Genomic DNA, 22,482 nt, shown 5'->3' with positions numbered 1-22,482 from the left:
GCCCGACGCTTTCACGCTCAGAAATGGATGTAGCTCTCCGGCTTGATGGAGCCGATGACGCGCTCGCCGTAGCCGAAGGAAACTCGCACGTTGTATTCCTGGACCGTGATCTTGCCGCCGCTGATCTTCGAGACGACGGCGACATGACCGGCGCCGCCACCCATGTTGGAACCCCACACCGCGACTGCGCCGACCTTCGGTGTCTTGTTGACCGTCAGACCGGCCTTCTTCGCCGCGTTGTCCCAGGTCTTCGCATCTCCCCAGGATTCGCCCTTGTAGTGGTTGCTGAAGTTGAACCCGCGCTTGTCGAGGCGGTACGCCACGTACGACGTGCAGTACCTCGTGAGGAATCCCCACCTGTCCTTCTTGCCGACCGCGCTGTTCGCGTACGGGTATCCCGATGCGGCCTCAGCGGCGGGAGGAATGATCACGGCGGTCGACCCGAGCGCGGACATCGACAACAGGGCGGCCACCGCCAGGAATCTCACTCGCTTCATGCCGCGACACGTTAAGCGCGGATCAAGTGCCTGTCCTGGCGTGTTTCTTATCTTGGAAGTAACGGTTCATCTTTCGGTCGGGACCGAAAGTGAATGCAACTCAATTGCCTTCGAGCGCGTCACGGATGGGGACGAGTTTGGCCGCGGCCTCGGTCACCTCGGAATCCGGATCGGAATCCGCGACGAGCCCGCACCCGGCGAACAACCGCGCGGTGGCTCCGGTGACCTGGGCGCAGCGCAGTGCGATGCCCAGTTCGCCGTCCCCGTCGGCGTCGATCCACCCCACCGGCCCCGCGTAGCGGCCCCGGTCCATCCGCTCCAGCTCGGTGATCATCTCCACCGCGGCCTTCTGCGGGGTCCCGCCCACCGCGGCGGTCGGGTGCACGGCCGCGGCCAGCCGCAGCAGGGAGGGGGCGTTGGCGGTCGCGCGCAGCCGCCCCGTGACATCGCTGGACAGGTGCAGCACGTTGGGCAGCCGCAGCACCTGCGGCGCGTCCGGCGCCTCCAGGGTCGCGCAGTGCGGACGCAGTGTGTCCACAAGGGACTCGACCGCGTAGGCGTGCTCCTCGCGGTTCTTCGCCGAGGTGAGCAGCCGGGTGGCCAGCTCGTCGGCGGTGACGCCCTCGTGCGGCCAGCTGGTGCCCGCGAGCACCCGGGAGGTGACCTCGTCGTCGAGCTTGCTCAGCAGCATCTCCGGGGTGGCGCCGAGCAGGCCCTCGACGGCGTAGACCCAGCAGCTCGGGTACCGCCCGGCCAGCCCGTGCAGCAGGAACCTGGGGTCGAACGGCTCGTCCGCGGTGGCCAGCAGGTCGTGCGCGAGCACCACCTTGCCCAGTTCGCCCGCGCGCATCCGGTCCACCGCGGCGCGCACCGCGTGCCGGTAGCCGGTCACCGGCAGTTCGCCCTCGGCGTAGCGGACCGTTCCGGTGCGCCGCACCGGCTGCACCGAGCGGTTCACCGGGGAACCGTCGTCGTCCGAGCTGATCTCGGTGACCCAGGTGGTGCCGCCCCGCCTGCCGACGATCACCCTCGGCACCACGAGCACCGAGTCGCCGGGGTGGTCGGCGAAGGCCATGCTCACGAACGCCACCGCGCCGGTGCCGGGCAGGCCGACCTCGTCGACCACCTCGGAGCGCTCGCGCACCGCGCGCCACCACAGCTCCGCGTCGATGAACCGGTTCGGCCCCGAGGGCGTGAACCGCGCGGCCTCACCCCAGCCGACCAGGCCTTCCCCGTTGCGCACCCAGGTCAGCACACCGTCCGGCGTCGGCAGCAGGTCCAGCAGATCGGTGTCCGCGCCCATCGGGCGGCTGTGCACGCGCAGCCTGGCTGCGATGCCCTTCTCCGGAGCGCTGGTCACCCTTCGAGCGTATGAGCCACGCGCGGGGGACGCGTCGCCGGTCTGGCATAAAGTGACCTGATGTGGCGGAGGACGCAGTCGTGAGCGCGCCGGGCGACACGCCGGGCAGCACCGCCGTCGACGCGCGCGCGGCGGAGGCCGGGGACGGCTCTGGGAAGGGCACCCCGGACCAGGCGGCCGACCAGTCGGTGGACCGCGCCCTCGACGACGCCGTGCGCGCGAGCGCGCAGGCCGAGGCCGACGACCTGCGCAATCCCCGGTTCGCCCAGGCCCGCGCGGTGTGGGGGGCCATCCGCGCCCAGGCCCGCGACCGCCGCAGGGCGACGCTGATCACGCTCGGCCTCGCGTCCCTGGTGACCGCGTCCTGCCTGCTCCTGGTGATCGGCGCCTACACCAACGACTTCAAGATCACCGCCAGGCCCGGGGTGGCCGCGGCCGAGGTGATGTCGGCCTCCTACAACCGCACGGTGGTGCGGTTCAGCACACCGGACAGCGCCGTGCGGGTGCCGCGCGACGGCGTGCTCTACCCCGGCGGGCTCCAGGTCGGTCAGGTCGTCCGGGTCGAGTACGACCAGGCGAATCCGGACCTGGTGCGGGTCGCGGGCCGCGGTGCCTGGCTGACCCTGGTGCCCGCGATCACCATCGTCCTGGTGGTGTGGGCGATCGCGGGCGGCGTGCTCTGGTGGCTGCACCGGCGCAGGGAACCCGCGAGGGCCACGAAAGCGTCCGAACTGCGTCGATAGACCGTTCGGGCCATGATCTTCCGGTAGGTTCCGGCCCGGCATTGACGCACTGGGGGCCAAGAATGCACACCACTTCCCGCCGAGCCGCAGCGGTCGCCGCCGCGCTCGTGACGACTTTCCTCACCGGTTGCGCGTCCACCGTGGTCGGCACCGCCGAACCCGGGCCGACTCCGCCGAAGACCACGACCCGTTCCGCCACGGCGAAGGACGCCACGGCCGAGACCGCCAGGGTGGTCACCTCCGAGGCCGGGGCCGCGCTGATGGCGAGACTGCGCGCGGCCGACCTGTGCCAGGCGCTCGATCCGGAGCCGATGAAGAAGTTCGGCGAGCCGGTGACCACCTTCATGGGACCGGGCCTGCCCGGTTGCAAGATCCGCGCTGGCAACTCGGGCACCGAGGTGCCGACGCACCGCTTCGAGATCTCACCCTCCGTCTACACCGAGATCGACCGCCAGAAGGACCAGGAGGTCGAGGTCGCGGGCCACAAGGTCTACCTGCCCAAGAAGGCCGGTTCGGAGGGTTCCTGCTACGTCCGCCTGCCGATCGAGGACACCGGCTACGCCTTCACGATCAGCGGCTACAAGTCCAAGGGCACGTGGCCGGAGGCGTGCGAGGAGGCCAAGACCTACGCGGGCGCGATCGCACGGAAGCTGCTCACCATCCCGGCCCGCACCACACCGCCCACCGGCAAGTCGTTGCTGGGCAAGGACCCGTGCGCCGCGCAGCAGCAGTTCCTCGGCGAGTTCTCCGGCTGGTCGCCCGGCTCGGTCAGCCGCTACAACCCGTACGGCTGTCAGATCGCGTTGACGAAGCCGGGTGACGAGTACAGCTACACCCTCGGCGTGATCTACCAGTACAACGTCGAGCAGGAGGTCACCGCGGACACGCCCGCGGTGACCGTCGCGGGACTCAGCGGCATCCGGTTGAACAAGCCCTTCATGGATCTGCCGGAATCCTGTGCGGTGTCCTTGAACTACAAGCCGTCTGACCCGAAGGGCACCATCACCGGCCACCTGATCAGTGTCGAGCTGAGCCCGAAGCAGCTGAACCCGCGACTGGGTCAGAAGGCGCCGCCGCAGTCGCTGAAGCCGTGCGACGTCGTGGACAAGGTCGCCACGATGGTGGTGCAGAGCGCGGGTTAGTCGTCCGGGGCACGCCACCAGGCCAGCAGGTCGGCGGCGAACTCGGGGGCCGCGACGAGCAGCCCGCCCATCGGCATCGGCCGCGGGCGGCCGTCGCGGCCCAGCACCACCGCTCCCGCCTCCGTCGCCAGCGCGATGGCCCCCGCGACGTCCCACTCCTCGTAGTCGTGCAGCACCGCGCCGATCGCGTGGCCCAGCGCCACCTGCGCGATGGCCAGCGCCGTCGAACCGAGCACCCGCACCGCCACCCGGGCCCGCCCGGCGCGCTCGGTGAAGGCCGCCATGCCCGGCCAGATCCCGCCCCGGCTCAGCTCGGTGCAGATCACACCGCCCGCCAGCTCCGCGCGCGGAGCCAACCGCACGGGCGCGCCGTTGGCCCTGGTGCCCCGGCCGCGGGCCGCCGCGTAGATCTGCGCGCGGTAGGGATCGGCGACCACACCGACCACGGGACCGAACCGGTCGATCAGCGCCAGGCTGTACGAGCACCACGGGATGCCCGCCACGTAGTTGATCGTCCCGTCCACCGGGTCGACCACCCACCGGTACTCGGTGGACGCCGCGACGGGCAGCTTGCCCGCGCCGGACTCCTCGCCGATCACCGGAACCCCGGGGAACTCCGCGGCGAGGACGCGGCGGGTGTGCCGCTCCAGGGTGCGGCCGGTGTCGGTGACCCAGTCGAAGGGGGACTCGTCGGTCTCCGGGCGCACGTCCCGCCCGGCCGTTGCGGTGATCACGTCCGCGGCGTCGTTGGCCAGCCGCCCCGCCACCTCCAGGGCGCGGGAGAGCAGTGCCGGTTCGAGCGCGGGCACCGGCTGGGAGGACAAGGCCGTCATGCCGTCCGAGCGTGACCGCGAACGGTGTCCGCAGCGCGAAACCGAGGTGACGTGGTGAGGATCACCAGGCCAAGAGTGCGGGTCGGACGTCTTTGCATAAGTGGGCGTACAGGCGTGGTCCGGGCAGGACTGGGTATCGGGAACCAGGACTTCCCCTGACGTTCGGCGACCCTTCATGCAGGGGGCGGAAGCAGGGCTGGAAGGGTGGGCACCGTGAGACCCGTGCGCGTAGCGATCGTGACCGAGAGCTTCCTCCCGCACGTCAACGGAGTCACCAACTCCGTGCTGCGGGTGCTGGAGCACCTGCGCCGGAACGGTCACGAGGCGATGGTGATCGCCCCCGGCAACGGTCCCGAGGAGTACGCGGGCTACCCCGTCGTGCGGCTGCCCGAGGTGCAGCTGCCGGTGCTGAAGGCGCAGCCGATCGGCGTGCCCAGCCGCAAGGTGGTCAAGGCGCTGCGCGAGTTCAACCCCGACGTCGTGCACCTGGCCTCGCCGTTCATCGTGGGCATGCGCGGCATGGTCGCCGCCCGCAAGCTCGGCCTGCCGACGATCGCGATCTACCAGACCGACGTGGCCGGTTTCGCCGGGACCTACGGCCTCGGCCTCGCCGAGCGCGCCGCGTGGCGCTGGACCCGCTGGCTGCACGGCATGGCCGACCGCACCCTCGCACCGTCGAGCTGGGCCGTGGACGCCCTCGGTGAGCACGGCATCCCCCGCGTGCACCACTGGGCCCGTGGCGTCGATGTGAACCGCTTCAACCCGTCCCGCCGCGACGACGCCCTGCGCGCCCGCCTCGCCCCCAACGGGGAACTGCTCGTCGGCTACGTCGGCAGGCTCGCACTGGAGAAGTGCGTCGACCGGCTCCAGGCCGCGCACGACATGCCCGGCGTGCAGCTCGTCGTGGTCGGCGACGGCCCCGAGCTGGACGCGATGCGCAAGACCATGCCGCGCGCGGCCTTCCTCGGCATGCGCGAGGGCGAGGAGCTGGCCACCGCCTACGCCAGCCTCGACCTGTTCGTGCACACCGGCCCGTTCGAGACCTTCTGCCAGACCGTCCAGGAGGCGCTCGCCTCCGGCGTCCCCGTGCTCGCCCCCGACGCCGGCGGCCCCCGCGACCTGGTCCAGCCCGGTCGCACCGGCTACCTGCTGCCCGCGTGGGACGCCGCCGAGTTCGAACAGGGCCTGCGCGAGGGCATCACCGCCCTGGCCGACCCCGGCACCCGCGCCCGCTTCGCCGAGGCCGCCCGCCGCTCCGTCCTCGCCCGCACCTGGCCGGTCATCTGCGACCAGCTCCTCGACCACTACGTCGAGATCGCCAACATCCCCCACTCCACCACCACCGCCGCCTAACCCCCCGTTTTTGCCCTGAATGAGTCATTGAGGTACTTGAGTTCCCCCAATGACTCATTCAGGGCTGTTGAGCGCCCTCAATGACCCGTTCGCCCGGCACCTCGGCCGCTCGCCAATGACGCGTTTGGGGCGTTGAGGTCCCTGAACGACCCGTTCAGGGCGTTGAAGTACCCCAATGACTCATTCAGCACGTAACGGCGGGGGGAGGGGGCGGGGGGAGCGGCTCGGGGGCTGGTGGGAGGCTCGGGGGATGCGGATCGTCCAGCTGGCGAACTTCTACGGGCCCCGTTCCGGTGGGCTGCGCACGGCGCTGAACCACCTGGGGCCGGGCTACGTGGCGCGCGGGCACCAGGTGGTGCTCATCGTTCCGGGGGCGGAGCACTCGGTCGAGGACCTGCCGGGCGGGGTTCGGCGCATCACGCTGTTCGGGCCGACGGTTCCGGGGATGGGCGGCTACCGGGTGCTGGACCCGTTCCGGGTGCGGACGTGGCTGGACCGCCTCAAGCCGGACGCGATCGAGGTGTCCGACCGGGCGACGCTGCGCGGTCTCGGGCGCTGGGCGGGCCGCAACGGGGCGTCGAGCGTGGTGATCTCGCACGAGCGCCTCGACCGCATTCTTGAGCAGTTCCTGCTGCCGCCCCGCGCGGCGCGGTGGGCGGCTGACGTGGCCAACGGCTGGATGGCGGCCAGTTTCGCGAACGTGGTGTGCACCACGGCCTTCGCCAGGCAGGAGTTCGATCGCATCGGCACGGTGAACCTGCGCCAGGTGCCGCTCGGGGTCGACCTGGACACCTTCGACCCGGGCAACTACGACGACTCGCTGCACGCGCGGATGCTCGGTGACGCGGACTCACTTCTGGTCCACTGTGGACGGTTGTCGCCGGAGAAGCACGTGGAGCGCAGCGTCGAGACGGTGCGCGAGCTGGTTCGCCGCGGGCAGCGGGTGCGGCTGGTGATCGCGGGTGACGGGCCGCGCAAGAAGGCGCTCGAAGAGCTGGCCGAGGGCCTGCCGGTGACCTTCCTCGGCTTCCTCGACTCGCGCGCGGAGGTGGCCGATCTCCTTGCCACGGCGGACATCTCGCTGGCTCCCGGTCCACATGAGACGTTCGGTCTCGCGGCGCTGGAAGCGCTCGCCTCCGGCACGCCGGTGGTGGTCTCCGGCTCCTCCGCGCTGCCGGAGATCGTGCAGCCGGGGTGCGGGGCCGTCGCCGCGGACGACAGCCCGGCCGCGTTCGCCGACGCCGTCGCCTCGGTGCTGTCGCTGCCCGAGCCGGAGCGCCGTGCCGCCGCGCGGGCCCGCGCCGAGTGCTTCCCCTGGGCGGCGGCGGTTGACGGGATGCTCGACGCGCTGAGCTGAGACCCCTCACGCAGGCCCTAAGCTTCCGGCATGGTCAGGGCCGGTTTGGACAAGAAGCCACGCGAGGTCGCCGAGATGTTCGACGGCGTGGCCCGTGGCTACGACCGCGCGAACTCCGTCATGACGGTCGGCTTCGACCGGCGCTGGCGGATCAAGACCGCGCGGGCGCTGGACCTCAAGCCGGGCGAGCGGGTGCTCGACCTGGCCGCCGGTACCGCGATCTCCACGGTCGAGTACACCGATTCCGGAGCGTGGTGCGTCGCGGCGGACTTCTCGCTCGGGATGCTGGAGCGGGGCAAGGAGATCGGGCGGGACGTGCCGATGGTCGCGGCCGACGCGATGCGGCTGCCCTTCGCCGACAACTCCTTCGACGTGGTCACGGTCACCTTCGGGCTGCGCAACTTCGTCGACACCGAGGGCGCGCTGCGGGAGATGGCCAGGGTCGTCCGGACCGGCGGACGCATGGTGATCTGTGAGGTCTCTCAACCCCAGTTTCGCCCGTTCCGGTTCCTTTACCGGCGGCTCGGGCTGCCGGTGCTGCCGCTGCTGGCCCGGCCGGTCTCGTCCAACCCGGAGGCCTACCGCTACCTCGCCGAGTCCATGGGCACCTGGCCTGGCCAGCGGGAACTCGCGGAGATCATCTCTCAGGCAGGGTGGACCGACGTCGCGTGGCGGCCGCTGAACCTCGGCGTGGTCGCGTTGCACCGGGCTGTCAAACCCTGAGCTGGGAGCACGCGGACGCCCGCGTCCGGTTCGCCTAGACTCGGACCTGGTTCGTGAACGCTTTCACAAGGAGACCCATGATCACGTCAAGCCGCCGTCGTCCGGGCGAGGACGCCGAGGTCATCGTGGTCGGCGCGGGTCCGGCCGGATCCACCGCCGCCACCTACCTGGCCCGGGCGGGCCTGGACGTGCTGCTGCTGGAGAAGAGCTCCTTCCCCCGGGAGAAGGTCTGCGGCGACGGCCTCACCCCGCGCGGAGTGAAGCAGCTCATCGACCTGGGCATCGACACCACCGAGAAGGCGGGCTGGCTGCACAACCGCGGCCTGCGCGTGGTCGGCGGCGGCCGGACGATCGAGCTGGACTGGCCGGAGCTGGCCACCTTCCCGCCCTACGGCGTGGTGCGCCCCCGGCAGGACTTCGACGAGATGCTCGCCCGCACCGCCCAGCACGCGGGCGCGCGGCTGCTGGAGCAGACCACCGTGCAGTCGGCCATCACCGACGAGCGGACCGGCCGGGTCATCGGCGTGAAGGCGGTCACCGGACCGGACAAGAAGCCGGTCAGCTACCGGGCGCCGCTGATCGTGGCCTGCGACGGGGTCTCGGCCCGGCTCGCGCTGTCGATCGGCATGGACAAGCGCGAGGACCGCCCGATGGGCGTCGCGGTCCGCCGCTACTACGAGAGCCCGCGCACCAAGGACGACTACCTGGAGTCGCACCTGGAGCTGTGGGACCGCAGCAACCCCGCCGACCCGAGGCTGCTGCCCGGCTACGGCTGGATCTTCGGCATGGGCGACGGCACGGTGAACGTCGGGCTGGGCATCCTGTCCACCTCCAAGGCCTACGGCAAGACCGACTACCGCGCGCTGCTGAAGTCGTGGCTGGACGGCACTCCGGAGGAGTGGGGCTTCCGCGACGCCAACGCGATCGGCAAGGTCGGCGGCGCCGCGCTGCCGATGGGCTTCAACCGCACCCCGCACTACCGCAACGGCCTGCTGCTGGTCGGCGACGCGGGCGGCATGGTCAACCCGTTCAACGGGGAGGGCATCGCCTACGCCATGGAGTCCGCGCGCATCGCGGCCGAGTGCGTCGTGCACGCCCTCGCCCGCGCGGAGGGTCCGAGCCGCGAGCGCGCGCTCGGCCGCTACCCGGTGGCGATCAAGCAGGCCCTCGGCGGCTACTACCGGCTCGGCAACATCTTCAGCAAGCTCATCGGCAACCCGCACGTCATGAAGACGGCCACCAAGTACGGCCTGCCCATGGACGGTCTGATGAAGCTCGTGCTCAAGCTGCTGGCCGGGCTCTACGACCCCAAGGACGGCGACGCGCTCGACAAGATCGTGGCGACCGCTGTTCGGCTGGCGCCCAGTGCGTGAGTACAGATTTGTGTTCTTGGAGATTAATCTCAAGTCTTCCTTAAGCTAGGGTGCCCGCCGTTCGGGCATCCACTCGCTTGTTTTCCATAGTGCAATTATCACGCGGGTGTTCCCCCTGGTCGTGGCCTTGTGGTCGCGTCATGAGGGGTCATTCGTGTTAATCGGATCCTGAAACGATACGAGGGCGCTCGACGATTGGCGTGGTAGTTAATTCCCACGCGACGTAGTCGAGCCTGGAGAAGGTCACTGTGCTGAGTGCCATGACGAGCACTTCCTGGACGTTGCCGGTCCGGACCGCGCTGCCCGCGATTCCCGCGCCGGTGTACGAGGTGTGCTGGGCGCGGCTGGGACTGGGCGTGATGCCGTTCCCGCTCGTGGTGCTGCGCACCTCGACGGACCCGGACGACCACAGCGCGGTCGAGGTCCGCGCCGCGCACTGGCTGCGCGAGCACGGCCTCGGTGACGAGCACCGCATCGGCCCCGAGCTGACCGAGGCGCTGCGCACGATCGCGGACTTCGACATGGAGCTCGCCGTCGTCTACACCGAACATGACGTGCAGACACGCATCGGCGGCTTCGCCAGGGGCGGCCGGGCGCTGCGCGCGGTGCTGCGGGCCGACATGGTCGAGCTGGAGTGGATCGAGAACGACCTGCTCGCCTCCAGCGCGCTCGCCGTGGTGCCGGAGTACGGCCCCGGCACGGCCTCCCCGGTGCGCGTCGCCACGGACGACCTCGCCCGCGCGGGGCGGCGCTGGGAGCGCTTCGGCGTGATCGCCGATGCCGGTCGCGCGGACACGGAACGCTTCCTGGACATTTATGCGACCGCAACCGCAGTGGGGCAGGCCAGCGCATTGCGCCCGTCGAACCCGCGCAGTTGCAAACTCGTCGCGCGGCAGCCCGTGACCTGGCTGGACACGCCGGAGGGCCGATACGCGATCACGCACTCCAGCGGCTGGATGTCACTGTCCGCCGCGTGTTCCGGAACTGTTTCCCAGCACCTCTCCGGCCTGCTCAGCGGCCCTTTCTCCTAGTCGAGAAGAGCCGATTCCGGCACTTACCCAAGTAGCGGGCCGGGGATTCGCCCGATCGGTTCTCGGTGCTTGTGTGGCGCGCTCGCCCACGGTTGCATTCCCTTCGGTATGTACATGCGGGAACGATTCCCGTGTTCCGGAGGTCGTCGAGCGACCGAGGCTGGGGTGCCCATCGTGTCCATCTCCGCACTGCGTCGTGTGAGCCTGCCGCCGGTCCCGGCACCGGTCTACGAGACCTGCTGGAACCTGCTCGGGCTCGGCGTCATGCCGTTCCCGCTGGTGGTGCTGGGCCACTCGGCGGACGACGCCGCGGAGCGCACCAGCGGCTGGCTGAACGAGCACGGCCTCAGCGGCGGCAGCGACGCCCACGTGGGTCCCGAGCTGGCCGCCGCGCTGCGGGTGATCGCCGACTTCGACGACGAGCTGGCCGTGGTCTACGCCGACGAGCCGGGCCAGACCGGCGTCGGCTGCTTCATCCGCGGCGCGGACGGGCTGCGCGCGGTCCTGCGGGGCAACGCGGTCGAGCTGAGCTGGATCGACCCCGCGCGTGCCGCCGAGAGCGCCATGGCCGTGATCCCGCCCCGCGCGGCCGCCCTCGTGCCGGGGCCGAGGAGCGCGGCCGATGACTCCGGCGACGGCGCGGGCAACGCCGAGTTCCTGGCGGTGTACTCCACGGCGACCGCCTTCGGCAGGGCCACCACGGTCTCCCGCACACCGGACCGCACCGGCACTCGCGTCTCCGAGGTGCCCGTGACCTGGCTGGACACGCCCGCGGGCCGGTACTCGATCACCACGGCTGACGGGCAGCTCACCCTCGCCCCGGTCGGGCCAGCCGCGCTCCTGGAGCAGCTCCGCGGCCTGTTCGCCTAGGGGTTTCCGGTTGGGTGTGGATCTTGGGTTCTGGTAATGTCGGGGTTAGAGCTGGTCGGTCGGTTGACGCGGCCGGAAGTGAGCCCCGGACCCCCCGCCGGACGACGGGAGCCGGGGTTTCGCGCTATCCGGGGGTCCGTGATCACGTCGACCACGTGCGCGGCGGTGATGATGTCCCACGGCTCCGGCTCGTCGTGCAGCACCGAGGCGAAGTAGGCGCCGACCAGGAAGTCGGCCAGCCACAGCCGTTCGTCGAAGGACTTCCGCAGGTGCTCCGTCCGGAACTCCGATCGTTCCCCGTCGCGCGATTCGATGACCACGTGGGCGATCTCCACCCGGCGTTTGCCGCTCTCCATCCGGTGATCACCGGCACGTGCTTTTGCGTGCGTGGCAAAGAGATATCGACCGGGGGACCCACGGGCGTGGGCCGGACGGTCCCTGCCTGGCTACCCCGTCCGGCAGGCGTGGATGTGACGTCTTACACTCCTGCGCGAGGGTCTTGTGAAGCGGTTCACAAGCGCATCACAGGTTAGGTGCGCCTAACTACAGAAGCGGTTCAGAGACACCCTTAGAGTGCCCCTGGCAGCGGCCCGACAGGGCTGTTGACGAGCGCGGATGAGGAAAGGACGGCGGAGAGAGTGCTCCAGCCTTACATCCCCCTCGTACTCATGTTCGTCCTGGCCGCGGGCTTCGCGGTCTTCTCGGTCACGGCGGCGCCGTACATCGGCCCCCGCCGGTACAACAAGGCCAAGCTGGACGCCTACGAGTGCGGGATCGAGCCCTCGCCCCAGCCGGTCGTCGGCGGCGGTCGAATGCCCGTCGCGTACTACCTGACGGCGATGTTGTTCATCTTGTTCGACATCGAAATGGTGTTCCTCTACCCGTTCGCGGTCTCCGCGGACGCCCTGGGCATGTTCGGCCTGGTGGAGATCGCCCTGTTCATCGTGACCGTCGGGTTCGCCTACGCGTACGTGTGGCGTCGCGGCGGCCTGGACTGGAGCTGAGCAATGGGTCTTGAAGAGAAGCTCCCCAACGGCGTCCTGCTGGCCAGCGTCGAGAAGCTGGTCAACTGGACCCGCAAGTCCTCGCTGTGGCCCGCCACCTTCGGCCTGGCGTGCTGCGCGATCGAGATGATGACCACCGGCGCGCCCAGGTACGACCTGGCGCGCTTCGGCATGGAGGTCTTCCGCGCCTCGCCGAGGCAGGCCGACCTGATGATCGTGGCCGGCCGGGTCAGCAACAAGATGGCCCCGGTGCTGCGCCAGATCTACGACCAGATGCCCGAGCCCCGCTGGGTGCTCGCGATGGGCGTCTGCGCCTCCTCCGGCGGCATGTTCAACAACTACGCCGTGGTGCAGGGCGTCGACCACGTTGTCCCGGTCGACATGTACCTGCCCGGCTGCCCGCCCCGGCCGGAGATGCTGATCGACGCGATCCTCAAGATCCACGCCAAGATCATGGACGAGCCGCTCGGGCCCAAGCGGGCCGCGCTGCTGGCCGAATCGGGCCACCGCACCGAGCTGATCCCGTCCTCGGTCCGCTACGCGAAGAAGAAGTGAGCGAGATGAGTAGCGCGGACGACAAGCCCGCGGGCGGCTACGACGCCGACCAGGCTGCCGCTCAGCCCGCCGTGTTCGGTGAGCACGATGACCGCGGCGGGGTCGTCGCCGGTCGCGCTCGCCAGGGCATGTTCGGCATCAGCGGCTCCGGTGACACCTCCGGCTTCGGCGGCCTGCGGCTGCCCGCCCACGTGCCCGCCCCGGCCGAGCGCCCCTACGGCGGCTGGTTCGACGAGTTCGTCGACGAGCTGGCCGCGGCCATGGCCGAGCGCGGCGTGCCCGCGGAGGCCGTGCAGCAGATCACCGTGGACCGCGGCGAGATCACGTTCTACGTGCGCCGCGAGGACCTGGTCGCGCTGTGCACCCTGCTCCGCGACGACGCCGCCCTGCGCTTCGAGCTGTGCAGCTCGGTGTCGGGCGTCGACTACGGCGTGGACGTGCCGCAGCGGCTGCACTCGGTCTACCACCTGACCTCGATGACCTACCGGCGCCGCATCCGCCTCGAGGTGGCCGTCGACGTCGACGACGCGCACATCCCGAGCGTGGTCGGCGTCTACCCGACCGCCGACTGGCAGGAGCGGGAGGCGTGGGACATGTTCGGCATCGTCTACGACGGCCACCCCGCGCTGACCCGGATCCTCATGCCGGACGACTGGGACGGTCACCCCCAGCGCAAGGATTACCCGCTCGGCGGCATCCCGGTCGAGTACAAGGGCGCGGAGATCCCTCCGCCGGACCAGCGGAGGTCCTACTCATGACCACCGGAACCTCAGACTCCTACGCGGACTCCCGCGAGACCACCGAGGGCCGGGTCTACACGGTCAGCGGCGGTGACTGGGACGACGTCCTCTCCGACGCCACGCACGACGAGCGCGTCGTCATCAACATGGGACCGCAGCACCCCTCCACGCACGGCGTGCTCCGCCTGGTGCTGGAGCTGGAGGGCGAGATCGTCACCCAGGGCCGCGCGGTCATCGGCTACCTGCACACCGGCATCGAGAAGAACGCCGAGTACCGCACCTGGACCCAGGGCGTCACCTTCGTGACGCGGATGGACTACCTGGCGCCGCTGCACAACGAGGCCGCCTACTGCATGGCGGTGGAGAAGCTGCTCGGCGTCGAGGCCCCGCGCCGCGCCCAGGTGATCCGCGTGCTGCTGATGGAGCTCAACCGCATCAGCTCGCACCTGGTCTGCCTGGCCACCGGTGGTATGGAACTGGGCGCGCTGACCGGTATGACCGCCGGTTTCCGCGAGCGCGAAGAGGTGCTGCACCTCCTGGAGTTCCTGACCGGCCTGCGGATGAACCACGCGTTCATCCGGCCCGGCGGCATCGCCCAGGACCTGCCGGAGGGCTACGAGCAGAAGATCCGCGACTTCATCAAGGTCATGGACTCCCGCCTGCCCCAGTACGACAAGCTGCTCACCGGCCAGCCGATCTGGAAGAACCGGCTGGCGGGCGTCGGCTACCTGCCGCTGGACGGCTGCCTCCAGCTCGGCCTGACCGGCCCGATCCTGCGCTCCGCCGGCCTGCCGTGGGACCTGCGCAAGGTCGAGCCGTACTGCGGCTACGAGGAGTACAGCTTCGACGTCCCGGTCGAGACCGCGGGCGACTGCTTCGCCCGGTACAAGATCCGGCTGGCCGAGATCCACGAGTCGCTCAAGATCGTCCGGCAGTGCCTGGACAAGCTGGAGCCCGGTCCGGTCATGGTGGAGGACGCCAAGATCGCCTGGCCCGCGCAGCTGACCATCGGCGCCGACGGCATGGGCAACTCGCTCGAGCACGTCCGCAAGATCATGGGTCAGTCGATGGAATCGCTGATCCACCACTTCAAGCTGGTGACCGAGGGCTTCGACGTGCCGGCCGGTCAGGTCTACGTGCCGATCGAGTCCCCGCGCGGCGAGCTGGGCTACCACCTCGTCTCCGACGGCGGCACCCGGCCACTGCGCGTCCACGTGCGCGAACCAAGCTTCGTGAACCTCCAGTCGATGCCCGCGATGAGCGAGGGCGGCATGGTCGCCGACGTCATCGCGGCGGTTGCCTCGATCGACCCGGTGATGGGTGGTGTGGACCGATGACAACTACTCAGCCTGAGCAGTCCACTGTGGACATCAGCATCTTCGGCGACGACATCGTCGAGAAGGCGCAGCAGATCATCGCGCGCTACCCGGTGGCGCGGTCGGCGCTGCTGCCGATGCTGCACCTGGTGCAGTCGGTGGAGGGCCACGTCAGCCAGGCGGGCATCGCGTTCTGCGCCGCCCAGCTGGACCTGACCACCGCCGAGGTCAGCGCGGTCGCGACGTTCTACACCATGTACAAGCGCCGCCCGTGCGGCGAGCACCTGGTGAGCGTCTGCACCAACACGCTGTGCGCCGCGCTCGGTGGCGACGCCATCTACGCGAAGCTGCGCGAGCAGCTGGGCAGCGACGGCAAGCCGCTGGGCCACGAGGAGACCGCGGGCGCGCCCGGCACCCCCGGCTCGATCACGCTGGAGCACGCCGAGTGCCTCGCGGCCTGCGACCTCGGCCCGGTGCTCCAGGTGAACTACGAGTTCTACGACAACCAGACCCCGGAGTCCGCTTCGGAGCTGGTCGAGAAGCTGCGCAACGGCGAGAAGCCCGCGCCCACCCGCGGTGCCCCGCTGACCGACTTCAAGCAGGCGGAGCTCCAGCTGGCCGGGTTCTTCGAGGGGCGCGACCCGGCGGACAACGCCGGACCGTCCGCGTCGATCGAGACCGTGCGGGGCGCCAAGCTCGCCCAGGAGCGCGGCTGGACCGCGCCGTCCATGCCCGACGACGCGCCGCTGCCCGCGCTGCCGGAAAAGAAGTGAGGGCGTGATGACGGAGAACAACCACGTGCTGACACCGGTGCTGACCAAGCGCTGGCTGTCGCCGAACTCCTGGACCCGGCACACCTACGAGCAGCTGGAGGGCTACAGCGCACTCCCCAAGGCGCTCAAGGCCCACCCGGACCAGCTGATCGAGCTGGTCAAGGCGTCCGGCCTGCGCGGCCGCGGCGGCGCGGGCTTCCCGACCGGCCTCAAGTGGAGCTTCATCCCGCAGAACGACGGCAAGCCGCACTACCTCGTGATCAACGCCGACGAGGGCGAGCCGGGCACCTGCAAGGACATCCCGCTGATGATGGCGGACCCGCACTCGCTGATCGAGGGCTGCATCATCACCTCGTACGCGATCCGCGCGAACTTCTGCGCGATCTACGTGCGCGGTGAGGTCCTGCACTGCATCCGCCGCCTCAACGCCGCGGTCCAGGAGGCCTACGCCGCCGGGTACCTCGGCAAGAACATCCTCGGAACGGGCTTCGACCTCGACCTCGTCATCCACGCGGGTGCGGGCGCGTACATCTGCGGTGAGGAGACGGCGCTGCTGGACTCCCTCGAAGGGCGTCGCGGCCAGCCCCGGTTGAAGCCCCCCTTCCCCGCGACCGCCGGCCTCTACGCCTCGCCCACCGTGGTGAACAACGTCGAGACCATCGCCTCGGTTCCCTACATCGTCAACGGCGGCTCCGACTGGTTCCGCGCGATGGGGCGGGAGAAGTCCCCGGGCCCGAAGATCTTCTCGCTCTCCGGCCATGTGGAGAAGCCCGGCCAGTACGAGGCCCCGATGGGCGTCACGCTGCGCGAGCTGCTCGACATGGCGGGCGGCATGAAGGACGGCATCCCGCTGAAGTTCTGGACGCCGGGCGGATCGTCGACGCCGATGTTCACCGCCGAGCACCTCGACGTCCCGCTGGACTTCGAGGGCTGCGCGCAGGCGGGCTCGATGCTGGGCACCACGGCTCTGCAGATCTTCAACGAGACCGTGTCCGTGCCGTGGGCCGTCATGAAGTGGACCGAGTTCTACAAGCACGAGTCCTGCGGCAAGTGCACGCCCTGCCGCGAGGGCACGTTCTGGCTGACGCAGATCCTGCAGCGCATGGTGCGCGGCGAGGGCTCGCCCTCGGACATCGAGACGTTGCTCGACATCTGCGACAACATCCTCGGCCGGTCCTTCTGCGCGCTCGGCGACGGTGCGACGAGCCCGATCACCAGTGCCATCAAGTACTTCAAGCACGAGTTCCTTGAGCTGTGCCAGCAGAACGCGGCGGCGCAGCCCGAGCTGGCGGGAGCAAGCTCATGACCGTGGCTCCTGAGAAGAACCAGGACCTGCCGCCGGTGCCCGAAGGCCACGTGCGCCTGACGATCGACGGCGTGGATGTGGTGGCGCCCAAGGGCGAACTGCTCATCCGCACCGCAGAGCGCCTCGGCACCGTGATCCCGCGGTTCTGCGACCACCCCCTCCTCGAACCGGCAGGCGCGTGCCGCCAGTGCCTGGTCGAGGTGGAGATGGGCGGCAGACCCATGCCGAAGCCGCAGGCGTCCTGCACGATGACCGTCGCCGACGGCATGGTGGTCAAGACGCAGCTCACCTCGCCCGTCGCCGACAAGGCGCAGCAGGGCGTGATGGAGCTTCTGCTCATCAACCACCCGCTGGACTGCCCGATCTGCGACAAGGGCGGCGAGTGCCCCCTGCAGAACCAGGCGCTCAAGCACGGTCGGTCGGAGTCGCGCTTCGAGGAGAAGAAGCGGACCTTCGCCAAGCCGGTCGCGATCTCCACCCAGGTCCTGTTGGACCGCGAGCGCTGCGTGCTCTGCCAGCGCTGCACCCGCTTCTCCGAGCAGATCGCCGGTGACCCGTTCATCGATCTGCTCGAGCGCGGCGCGATGCAGCAGATCGGTGTCGCGGACGACAAGCCGTTCCAGAGCTACTTCTCCGGCAACACCATCCAGATCTGCCCGGTCGGCGCGCTCACCAGCGCCGCGTACCGCTTCCGCTCCCGCCCGTTCGACCTGGTCTCCAAGCCGGGTGTGTGCGAGCACTGCGCCGGCGGTTGCGCGACCCGCGTGGACACCCGCCGCGGCAAGGTGCAGCGCCGCCTCGCCGGTGAGGACCCGGAGGTGAACGAGGAGTGGCTGTGCGACAAGGGCCGCTTCGCCTTCACCTACGCCACCCAGCCGGACCGGATCACCCGCCCGCTGGTGCGCGACGCGGAGTCCGGTGAGCTGAAGGAGTCCTCCTGGACCGAGGCGCTGCGCGTCGCGGCCGAGGGGCTGGCCAAGGCCCGCGACAACGGCGGCGTCGGTGTGCTGCCCGGCGGCAGGCTGACCGTCGAGGACGCCTACGCGTACTCGAAGTTCGCCCGGGTCGCCTTGCGCACCAACGACATCGACTTCCGGTCGCGCCCGCACTCCTCGGAGGAGCTGGACTTCCTCGCGGCGCGCGTCGTGGGCACCACGCCGGAGAACGGCGTGACCTACCAGGGCATCGAGCGGGCTCCGGCCGTGCTGTGCGTGGCTCTGGAGCCCGAGGAGGAGGCCGGAATCCTGTTCCTGCGGCTGCGCAAGGCCGCCAGGAACAACAAGACCAAGGTCTTCCACCTGGGCCAGTACACGACCTCCAGCGTGCGCAAGAGCTTCGGCCAGCTGCTGGCGTGCACCCCCGGTGCGGAGGCCGCCGCGGTCGACGCGCTCGGCACGCACGCCGACGGTGCCGACATCCGCGAGGCGCTCGGCTCGGACAACGCGGTGATCCTGGTCGGCGTCCGCGCCGCCGAGATCCCCGGCCTGTTCTCCGCGGTCACCCGGCTCGCCGAGACCACCGGCGCCAAGCTGGCCTGGATCCCGCGTCGCGCCGGTGAGCGGGGTGCGGTCGAGGTCGGCGCGGTGCCGACGCTGCTGCCGGGCGGCCGCCCGGTGGCCGACGCCGCCGCCCGCGCCGAGGTCGAGCTGGCCTGGGGCCTGGAGTCCGGCGCGCTGCCCACCGCGCCCGGTCGCGATCTGGACGGCATCCTCAACGCCGCCCTGATCGGCGACCTGTCGGCGCTGGTCGTCGGTGGCGTTGACCCCGAGGACCTGCCGGACCCGGCGCTCGCGGAGAAGGTGCTGGACCGGGTCGGTTTCCTTGTCTCCCTTGAACTCCGCGAGTCCGCGGTGACCGCGCGCGCCGATGTGGTGCTGCCGGTGGCCGCGGCCGTCGAGCGCGGTGGCAGCTACCTGAACTGGGAGGGCCGTCGCCGGTCCTTCGAGCCGGGTCTTGAGGTGCCGAACGTGGTGCCGGACTGCCGGGTCCTGGACACCCTCGCGGTGGAGATGGACGCGGACCTGTTCACCCAGACCCCGGCCGCTGCCGCCGGTGACCTGGCGCGCCTCGGTGAGTACCGGGGTGCCCGGCCCGCCGCGCCCAGCGTTGCCAGCAACGGCGCCTCCCGGGCCGATGGCGGTCAGATGGTGCTGGCCAGCTGGACCCGGATGCTGGACAACGGTCGGGGCCAGGACGGCGAACCGAACCTGGCCGGGACCGCGCGTCCCGCGGTCGCCCGGCTGTCGGCCGAGTCCGCGGCCAAGCTCGGCGCCAGTGACGGCACGGAGGTCACGGTGCGCACCGAGCGCGGCGCGATCACGTTGCCGCTCGCGGTCGCCGACCTGCCAGACGGCGTGGTGTGGCTGCCCAGCAACTCCGGGTCGTCCACCGTGCGCCGCACCCTCGGCGCGGGCCACGGCGCGGTCGTGACCGTGACGGTTGCTGACGGAGGGAACGCGTGAGCACTCCAGAACTCCTCGCGGACGATCCGATCTGGATCACCATCATCAAGGTCGTCGGGATCTTCGCCCTGCTCGTCCTGCTCACCCTGTTCATGATCAACTGGGAGCGCAAGGTCGTCGGGCGGATGCAGCAGCGCCCCGGCCCGAACCGGGTCGGCCCCGGCGGCTGGCTGCAGTCCCTCGCGGACGGCCTGAAGCTGGCGTTCAAGGAGGACATCCGGCCGGTACTGGCCGACAAGTGGGTGTTCTTCCTGGCCCCGGTGATCTCCTGCGTGCCCGCCTTCCTGGCGTTCTCGGTCATCCCGCTCGGCGGCGAGGTCAGCCTCTTCGGCCACCAGACCGCGCTCCAGCTGGTCGACCTGCCGGTCGGCGTGCTCGTGGTGCTGGCCTGCTCCTCGCTCGGCGTCTACGGCATCGTGCTCGCGGGCTGGTCCTCCGGCTCGCCGTACCCGCTGCTCGGGTCGCTGCGCTCGGCCGCGCAGGTGATCTCCTACGAGATCGCGATGGGCCTGTCCATCGTCGCGGTGATCATGTACTCCGGCACGATGTCCACCGCGGGCATCGTGGACGCGCAGCACGCCAACGGCTGGTTCGCGGTGCTGCTGCCGCTCAGCTTCGTGATCTACGTGATCTCCATGGTCGGCGAGACCAACCGCGCCCCCTTCGACCTCCCCGAGGCCGAGTCGGAGCTGGTCGGTGGCTTCCACACCGAGTACTCCTCGCTGAAGTTCGCGCTGTTCTTCCTCGCCGAGTACATCAACATGGTCACCGTCTCGGCGCTGGCGACCACGCTGTTCCTCGGCGGCTGGCACGCGCCCTTCGGGCTGGCGACGATGGTGCCGTGGATCGATGACGGCTGGCTGGGCCTGGTCTGGTTCCTGGTCAAGACGCTGGCCTTCCTGTTCGGCTTCATCTGGCTGCGCGGCACGCTGCCGCGCTACCGCTACGACCAGTTCATGAAGCTGGGCTGGAAGCTCCTGGTGCCGGTGAGCCTGGCCTGGATCGTCGCGGTCGCGACCATCAAGACCATCCGCAACCAGGGCGTCACCCCGCAGCAGGTGCTGATGATCGGCGGCGGCCTGCTGGTGGTGATGCTGGTCGTGGCCTTCCTCATCCCGGACCGCCAGGTCGACGACGGGCCGCAGATCCCCATGGCGCACAGCGGGTTCCCGGTGCCGCCGCTGGACCTGAGCGTGCCCAAACCGCCCAAGCGCAAGGCCGCCGTCCCGGTGGAGGCCTCGGTCGGCGCGGGCTCCAGCGGTGAGATCACCGGCAAGCAGCACTCCCCGAACGTTCCCGACGCCACCCCCGCGGGCAGCGACTCCGAGTCGGCCAAGGGCAATAACAAGGAGGCCAGCGATGGGGATTCTTGATCCCGTCAAGGGCTTCGGCGTGACCTTCGGAACCATGTTCAAGAAGGTCGTCACCGAGGAGTACCCCGAGGTCAAGAAGGTCACGGCGCCGCGCTACCACGGTCGGCACCAGCTCAACCGGCACCCGGACGGGCTGGAGAAGTGCGTCGGCTGCGAGCTGTGCGCGTGGGCCTGCCCGGCGGACGCGATCTTCGTCGAGGGTGGCGACAACACCGAGGACGCGCGCTTCTCGCCCGGTGAGCGCTACGGCATGGACTACCAGATCAACTACCTCCGGTGCATCGGCTGCGGCCTGTGCATCGAGGCCTGCCCGACCCGCTCGCTCACCATGACCAACGAGTACGAGCTGGCCGACGACAGCAGGCAGAACCTGATCTTCACCAAGGAACAGCTGCTGGCGCCGCTGCTGCCCGGTATGGAGCAGCCGCCGCACCCGATGCGCCTCGGTGAGAACGAGACCGACTACTACGTCAACGGTCCGGCGCTGGCCCGCCAGCAGCCGTCCACCGACAGCGGCGAGGGGGCCAAGGCGTGAACACCGCGCTTCTGCTCGCCCAGACCGGCGGCGAGGTCACCACGGGCGAGGCCGTCGCGTTCTGGATCCTCGGCCCGCTCGCCCTCGCCGGTGGGCTCGGCATGCTGTTCTCCCGCAACGCGGTGCACTCCGCGCTGTGGCTGGTGCTGACCATGCTCGGCCTCGGTGTGATGTACATGGTCCAGCAGGCCCCGTTCCTCGGGTTCGTGCAGATCATCGTCTACACCGGCGCGATCATGATGCTGTTCCTGTTCGTGCTGATGATGGTCGGCAGGGACGCGTCGGACTCGGTGGTCGAGGTGCTGCGCGGGCAGCGCTTCGCCGCGGCCGTGTTCGGCCTCGGCTTCGGTGTCCTGATGGTCACCGCGCTGGCCAGGGCGCTCACCGACGTGCCCGCCCGCGGCCTGGTCGAGGCGAACACCACCAACGGCGGCAACGTCGGCAACATCGGGCGCGCGGTCTTCACCGACTACGTCTTCCCGTTCGAGCTGACCTCGGCGCTGCTGATCACCGCGGCGCTCGGCGCCATGGTGCTGGCCTTCGTCGACCGCAGGCACACCGAGCGCAAGACCCAGCGCGAGATGGTCGAGATGCGCCTGCGCGGCGAGCACGACCGCCCGTCGCCGCTGCCCGGCCCCGGCGTCTTCGCCACCGCCAACTCGGTGGCCACGCCCGCGCTGCTGCCGGACGGCTCGGTCGCCCCGGAGTCGGTCTCCGAGCTCATCGAGGCCACCTCCCGCAAGACCCTGGAGTCCGACGTCGCCGAGGTCGCGGGCACCGTCCCCGGTCCCGACGCGCACGCACTCACCGGTAAGGAGGGCGACAGGTGACCCCCACCTACTACCTGCTGCTGTCGGCGCTGCTGTTCACCATCGGCGCGGTCGGCGTGCTGGTCCGGCGCAACGCCATCGTGGTCTTCATGTGCGTGGAGCTGATGCTCAACGCGGTGAACCTGACGCTGGTCACCTTCGCCAGGATCAACGGCGGTCTCGACGGCCAGGTGATGGCGTTCTTCGTGATGGTCGTCGCCGCCGCGGAGGTCGTGGTCGGACTCGCGATCATCATGTCCATCTTCCGGACGCGCCGCTCGGCCTCGGTCGACGACGCGAACCTGCTGAAGTACTGAGGGGCCAGAG

Annotated in this window: 23 protein-coding genes; 19 read left to right on the top strand and 4 right to left on the bottom strand. The window is 70.1% G+C overall.

Features of this window, described 5'->3' with window-relative positions:
- Window positions 1-17 precede the first annotated feature (17 nt).
- Complete coding sequence (locus NLX83_RS06865) at window positions 18-497, bottom strand: CHAP domain-containing protein (protein ID WP_254233995.1); 480 nt, start codon at window positions 495-497, stop codon at window positions 18-20.
- A 100-nt stretch (window positions 498-597) separates the two neighbouring features.
- Window positions 598-1,857, bottom strand: coding sequence for an isochorismate synthase (locus NLX83_RS06860; protein ID WP_254233994.1), 1,260 nt, complete (start codon window positions 1,855-1,857; stop codon window positions 598-600).
- A gap of 62 nt (window positions 1,858-1,919) precedes the next feature.
- On the opposite strand from NLX83_RS06860, the gene NLX83_RS06855 reads away from it, so the two are divergent.
- On the top strand, window positions 1,920-2,600 hold the full coding sequence (locus NLX83_RS06855) for a DUF3592 domain-containing protein (RefSeq protein WP_254233993.1): 681 nt from the start codon (window positions 1,920-1,922) through the stop codon (window positions 2,598-2,600).
- A gap of 62 nt (window positions 2,601-2,662) precedes the next feature.
- Window positions 2,663-3,742 carry a DUF3558 family protein gene (locus NLX83_RS06850; protein ID WP_254233992.1) on the top strand — a complete coding sequence of 360 codons (1,080 nt, stop codon included), beginning with the start codon at window positions 2,663-2,665 and terminating at the stop codon, window positions 3,740-3,742.
- Here the strand turns inward: NLX83_RS06850 and NLX83_RS06845 are convergent.
- Complete coding sequence (locus NLX83_RS06845) at window positions 3,739-4,575, bottom strand: inositol monophosphatase family protein (RefSeq protein ID WP_254233991.1); 837 nt, start codon at window positions 4,573-4,575, stop codon at window positions 3,739-3,741. The genes NLX83_RS06850 and NLX83_RS06845 overlap by 4 nt on opposite strands.
- 222 nt (window positions 4,576-4,797) lie before the next feature.
- Between NLX83_RS06845 and NLX83_RS41765 the strand changes: the two genes are divergently transcribed.
- The 6 genes from NLX83_RS41765 to NLX83_RS06815 all read left to right on the top strand — a co-directional run bounded on the left by NLX83_RS41765 (window position 4,798) and on the right by NLX83_RS06815 (window position 11,282).
- A complete protein-coding gene (locus NLX83_RS41765) occupies window positions 4,798-5,928 on the top strand; it encodes a glycosyltransferase family 4 protein (RefSeq protein ID WP_254233990.1) in 1,131 nt (376 codons plus the stop codon).
- 250 nt (window positions 5,929-6,178) lie between these two features.
- On the top strand, window positions 6,179-7,285 hold the full coding sequence (locus NLX83_RS06835; protein ID WP_254233989.1) for a glycosyltransferase: 1,107 nt from the start codon (window positions 6,179-6,181) through the stop codon (window positions 7,283-7,285).
- A gap of 30 nt (window positions 7,286-7,315) precedes the next feature.
- On the top strand, window positions 7,316-8,008 hold the full coding sequence (locus NLX83_RS06830) for a demethylmenaquinone methyltransferase (RefSeq protein WP_254233988.1): 693 nt from the start codon (window positions 7,316-7,318) through the stop codon (window positions 8,006-8,008).
- Between the two features lie 77 nt (window positions 8,009-8,085).
- The gene (locus NLX83_RS06825; RefSeq protein WP_254233987.1) at window positions 8,086-9,381 is read left to right on the top strand and encodes a geranylgeranyl reductase family protein; all 1,296 of its coding nucleotides are present in this window, start codon (window positions 8,086-8,088) and stop codon (window positions 9,379-9,381) included.
- A gap of 260 nt (window positions 9,382-9,641) precedes the next feature.
- Window positions 9,642-10,412: an ESX secretion-associated protein EspG gene (locus NLX83_RS06820; RefSeq protein ID WP_254233986.1), complete on the top strand. Its 771-nt coding sequence runs from the start codon at window positions 9,642-9,644 to the stop codon at window positions 10,410-10,412.
- Window positions 10,413-10,586: 174 nt separating this feature from the next.
- Window positions 10,587-11,282, top strand: coding sequence for an ESX secretion-associated protein EspG (locus tag NLX83_RS06815; protein WP_254233985.1), 696 nt, complete (start codon window positions 10,587-10,589; stop codon window positions 11,280-11,282).
- Here the strand turns inward: NLX83_RS06815 and NLX83_RS06810 are convergent.
- On the bottom strand, window positions 11,279-11,638 hold the full coding sequence (locus NLX83_RS06810; protein ID WP_254233984.1) for a hypothetical protein: 360 nt from the start codon (window positions 11,636-11,638) through the stop codon (window positions 11,279-11,281). The genes NLX83_RS06815 and NLX83_RS06810 overlap by 4 nt on opposite strands.
- A 282-nt stretch (window positions 11,639-11,920) precedes the next feature.
- Between NLX83_RS06810 and NLX83_RS06805 the strand changes: the two genes are divergently transcribed.
- From NLX83_RS06805 to nuoK, 11 genes are read left to right on the top strand one after another with little or no spacing between them, the layout of a single operon-like run.
- Window positions 11,921-12,286 (top strand): NADH-quinone oxidoreductase subunit A, encoded by a 366-nt coding sequence (locus NLX83_RS06805; protein ID WP_308209277.1) that lies wholly within the window; start codon window positions 11,921-11,923, stop codon window positions 12,284-12,286.
- A 3-nt stretch (window positions 12,287-12,289) separates the two neighbouring features.
- Window positions 12,290-12,841 (top strand): NuoB/complex I 20 kDa subunit family protein, encoded by a 552-nt coding sequence (locus NLX83_RS06800; protein WP_086826380.1) that lies wholly within the window; start codon window positions 12,290-12,292, stop codon window positions 12,839-12,841.
- Between the two features lie 5 nt (window positions 12,842-12,846).
- On the top strand, window positions 12,847-13,599 hold the full coding sequence (locus NLX83_RS06795) for an NADH-quinone oxidoreductase subunit C (protein ID WP_254233982.1): 753 nt from the start codon (window positions 12,847-12,849) through the stop codon (window positions 13,597-13,599).
- Window positions 13,596-14,918, top strand: a complete 1,323-nt coding sequence (locus NLX83_RS06790; protein ID WP_254233981.1) for an NADH-quinone oxidoreductase subunit D — start codon at window positions 13,596-13,598, stop codon at window positions 14,916-14,918. Before NLX83_RS06795 ends, NLX83_RS06790 begins: the two co-directional genes overlap by 4 nt.
- Window positions 14,915-15,670, top strand: coding sequence for an NADH-quinone oxidoreductase subunit NuoE (nuoE, locus tag NLX83_RS06785; RefSeq protein ID WP_254233980.1), 756 nt, complete (start codon window positions 14,915-14,917; stop codon window positions 15,668-15,670). The genes NLX83_RS06790 and nuoE overlap by 4 nt, the downstream gene beginning before the upstream one ends.
- Before the next feature lie 7 nt (window positions 15,671-15,677).
- A complete protein-coding gene (gene nuoF, locus NLX83_RS06780; protein ID WP_254233979.1) occupies window positions 15,678-16,976 on the top strand; it encodes an NADH-quinone oxidoreductase subunit NuoF in 1,299 nt (432 codons plus the stop codon).
- Complete coding sequence (locus NLX83_RS06775; protein ID WP_254233978.1) at window positions 16,973-19,438, top strand: NADH-quinone oxidoreductase subunit G; 2,466 nt, start codon at window positions 16,973-16,975, stop codon at window positions 19,436-19,438. Before nuoF ends, NLX83_RS06775 begins: the two co-directional genes overlap by 4 nt.
- Window positions 19,435-20,811: an NADH-quinone oxidoreductase subunit NuoH gene (nuoH, locus tag NLX83_RS06770; RefSeq protein ID WP_254233977.1), complete on the top strand. Its 1,377-nt coding sequence runs from the start codon at window positions 19,435-19,437 to the stop codon at window positions 20,809-20,811. The genes NLX83_RS06775 and nuoH overlap by 4 nt, the downstream gene beginning before the upstream one ends.
- Window positions 20,798-21,346 (top strand): NADH-quinone oxidoreductase subunit NuoI, encoded by a 549-nt coding sequence (nuoI, locus tag NLX83_RS06765; protein WP_254233976.1) that lies wholly within the window; start codon window positions 20,798-20,800, stop codon window positions 21,344-21,346. The genes nuoH and nuoI overlap by 14 nt, the downstream gene beginning before the upstream one ends.
- Window positions 21,343-22,176, top strand: coding sequence for an NADH-quinone oxidoreductase subunit J (locus NLX83_RS06760; RefSeq protein WP_254233975.1), 834 nt, complete (start codon window positions 21,343-21,345; stop codon window positions 22,174-22,176). Before nuoI ends, NLX83_RS06760 begins: the two co-directional genes overlap by 4 nt.
- The gene (nuoK, locus tag NLX83_RS06755) at window positions 22,173-22,472 is read left to right on the top strand and encodes an NADH-quinone oxidoreductase subunit NuoK (protein WP_030427335.1); all 300 of its coding nucleotides are present in this window, start codon (window positions 22,173-22,175) and stop codon (window positions 22,470-22,472) included. The genes NLX83_RS06760 and nuoK overlap by 4 nt, the downstream gene beginning before the upstream one ends.
- Window positions 22,473-22,482 lie beyond the last annotated feature (10 nt).

The sequence above is a fragment of the Allokutzneria sp. A3M-2-11 16 genome, from assembly GCF_024213555.1.
Classification (GTDB): Bacteria; Actinomycetota; Actinomycetes; order Mycobacteriales; family Pseudonocardiaceae; genus Allokutzneria.
This window is presented reverse-complemented; position numbering and strand designations above follow the sequence as displayed.

Bases quoted from the DNA above. Each gene is read 5' to 3' on its own strand.
- NLX83_RS06865 (WP_254233995.1), bottom strand. From the start codon at position 497: ATGAAGCGAGTGAGATTCCTGGCGGTGGCCGCCCTGTTGTCGATGTCC.
- NLX83_RS06850 (WP_254233992.1), top strand. From the start codon at position 2,663: ATGCACACCACTTCCCGCCGAGCCGCAGCGGTCGCCGCCGCGCTCGTG.
- NLX83_RS06845 (WP_254233991.1), bottom strand. From the start codon at position 4,575: ATGACGGCCTTGTCCTCCCAGCCGGTGCCCGCGCTCGAACCGGCACTG.
- NLX83_RS06835 (WP_254233989.1), top strand. From the start codon at position 6,179: ATGCGGATCGTCCAGCTGGCGAACTTCTACGGGCCCCGTTCCGGTGGG.
- NLX83_RS06830 (WP_254233988.1), top strand. From the start codon at position 7,316: ATGGTCAGGGCCGGTTTGGACAAGAAGCCACGCGAGGTCGCCGAGATG.
- NLX83_RS06825 (WP_254233987.1), top strand. From the start codon at position 8,086: ATGATCACGTCAAGCCGCCGTCGTCCGGGCGAGGACGCCGAGGTCATC.
- NLX83_RS06820 (WP_254233986.1), top strand. From the start codon at position 9,642: ATGACGAGCACTTCCTGGACGTTGCCGGTCCGGACCGCGCTGCCCGCG.
- NLX83_RS06810 (WP_254233984.1), bottom strand. From the start codon at position 11,638: ATGGAGAGCGGCAAACGCCGGGTGGAGATCGCCCACGTGGTCATCGAA.
- NLX83_RS06800 (WP_086826380.1), top strand. From the start codon at position 12,290: ATGGGTCTTGAAGAGAAGCTCCCCAACGGCGTCCTGCTGGCCAGCGTC.
- NLX83_RS06795 (WP_254233982.1), top strand. From the start codon at position 12,847: ATGAGTAGCGCGGACGACAAGCCCGCGGGCGGCTACGACGCCGACCAG.
- NLX83_RS06790 (WP_254233981.1), top strand. From the start codon at position 13,596: ATGACCACCGGAACCTCAGACTCCTACGCGGACTCCCGCGAGACCACC.
- nuoE (WP_254233980.1), top strand. From the start codon at position 14,915: ATGACAACTACTCAGCCTGAGCAGTCCACTGTGGACATCAGCATCTTC.
- nuoF (WP_254233979.1), top strand. From the start codon at position 15,678: ATGACGGAGAACAACCACGTGCTGACACCGGTGCTGACCAAGCGCTGG.
- NLX83_RS06775 (WP_254233978.1), top strand. From the start codon at position 16,973: ATGACCGTGGCTCCTGAGAAGAACCAGGACCTGCCGCCGGTGCCCGAA.
- nuoI (WP_254233976.1), top strand. From the start codon at position 20,798: ATGGGGATTCTTGATCCCGTCAAGGGCTTCGGCGTGACCTTCGGAACC.